Here is a 1,677-nt window from a genome sequence, read left to right as displayed (position 1 = left end):
CTACCTTTTCCTTGCCGAATGATTCTGGAACGACTTGCTTGATTCCCATATAGTATATAACAGAATCCTTTTCCAGTTCTATCGCAATTCTCAGTAACTCGGAAACGGTTTCAACGCCGCTTAAGATCGAGGAAATGTCCTTATTTACATCAAATACAGCTCCCTTTGCCACAGCTTGAAGGTACTTGACGGCTTCGAGATCAGGATCCAGAAATTTTGACATCTCTCCTTCTCTGTTGGCAAGCTCTTGCTGCATTTTTTCAAATGTCTTCTCGTGTTCCCTTTCCATTTCAGCAAGGTTTAGGAAAAGTGAACGCTTGCTGAATTCTGGAAACTTTTTCGCAGCGCTGGTATAAAGACTCACGCCATTTCTTTCTATTTGTTTGGCGAGTTCAAATACTTCATATATATTGAATTCTGTGTGATTCAATTAGTCACTTCCTTTCTCCCAACTGGCGATCTAGCATAAATAAAGCAGCGGGATTCTCATGAACTCTTTTTAGAGTATCCACTATTTTCAAAACGGAAGCCTCTTCTTCAATTTGCTCATTCACAAACCACTGCAGCATAACAAGAGTGGCATTATCTTCTTCGGCTCGTGCCACTTCGATCACCTTGTCTATACTCTTGGTGATGTATTTTTCGTGTTCGTACGCTTCTTCGAAGGCTTCCAGAGGAGATTTCCATTCCTTCTTGGGTTTTGAAATCTCGAAGAGTTCTATCCTTTCACCTCTGTCCTTGAGATGCTCGAAGATTCGCATTCCATGTTCAATTTCTTCTTTTGCTTGAACTTTCATCCATTGTGCCATACCTTCCAAGCTGAGAGATTCGAAAAAAGCTGACATTGAAAGATACAGATATGCCGATTCGAACTCCTTCTTGATCTGTTCATTCAATGCGTTTCGAACGTTTTCTCTCATCACGATCTCCCCCTTGCTTTTGAATTCTAATGATACTTCTTGTGGCAAAACCACCAGTCAAAACATTCGTATTCCTTGAGCCTCGCTTCCGTATCGTTGATATCGCTTGGTGGAGGAATGATAAGATCGCTGCCAATCAATTCATTGTTGGGCCAATTCGCCGGGATAGCGGCTTTTTGTTCATCAGAAATTCTAAAGGCTCTTACTATTCTAATCACTTCATCAATATTTCTACCAACCTCTTGAGGATAATAGAGTATGGCTCTTATCGTTGATTTTGGATCAACCACAAAAACAGCTCTGACAGTGTTACTTCCTTTGCCTGGATGAATGAGGCCAAGAGTTTCCGCCACTTTACCTGTGTCAGCGATAACAGGAAATTCAATAGCTACACCGAGTTTCTCCTTTATCCATTCTATCCACTTGATATGCGAAAACACCTGATCCACGCTCAAACCTATGAGTTCGCAGCCAAGCTCCTTAAACTGGTCATATTTTTTTTGAAAAGCCACAAATTCTGTGGTACACACTGGTGTAAAGTCGGCAGGATGACTGAAAAATACAAACCACCGGTTTTTGTAAACATCTGGTAACTTCATTTTACCATGCGTTGTCTGAACCTCGAATTCTGGAAACTTATCTCCAAGAAGAGGGATACCTTTATTCATATGTAACGCCTCCTTTTATAAATATTATATCCTTATATTGCTAACAAAATGAATTCAGGGTAGATATTAAGTAAGATGTAAAAGAATAT

The 1,677-nt window shown here is 40.2% G+C and carries 3 protein-coding genes; all 3 read right to left on the bottom strand.

Annotated elements, in window-relative coordinates; translation table 11 throughout:
* Nucleotides 1-430: ferritin family protein (locus H0Z29_12125; GenBank protein MBO8132231.1), on the bottom strand; the 430-nt coding region annotated here is incomplete at its 3' end.
* A 4-nt stretch (nt 431-434) separates the two neighbouring features.
* Nucleotides 435-923: a ferritin gene (locus H0Z29_12120; protein ID MBO8132230.1), complete on the bottom strand. Its 489-nt coding sequence runs from the start codon at nt 921-923 to the stop codon at nt 435-437.
* A 23-nt stretch (nt 924-946) separates the two neighbouring features.
* Nucleotides 947-1,588, bottom strand: coding sequence for a peroxiredoxin (locus tag H0Z29_12115; protein ID MBO8132229.1), 642 nt, complete (start codon nt 1,586-1,588; stop codon nt 947-949).
* Nucleotides 1,589-1,677 lie beyond the last annotated feature (89 nt).

Source organism: Candidatus Neomarinimicrobiota bacterium, from assembly GCA_017656425.1.
GTDB lineage: Bacteria > Fidelibacterota > UBA2242 > UBA2242 > B5-G15 > JACDNV01.
Note: the sequence above shows the minus strand (reverse complement) of the source record. Positions and strands in the feature narration are given on the sequence as shown.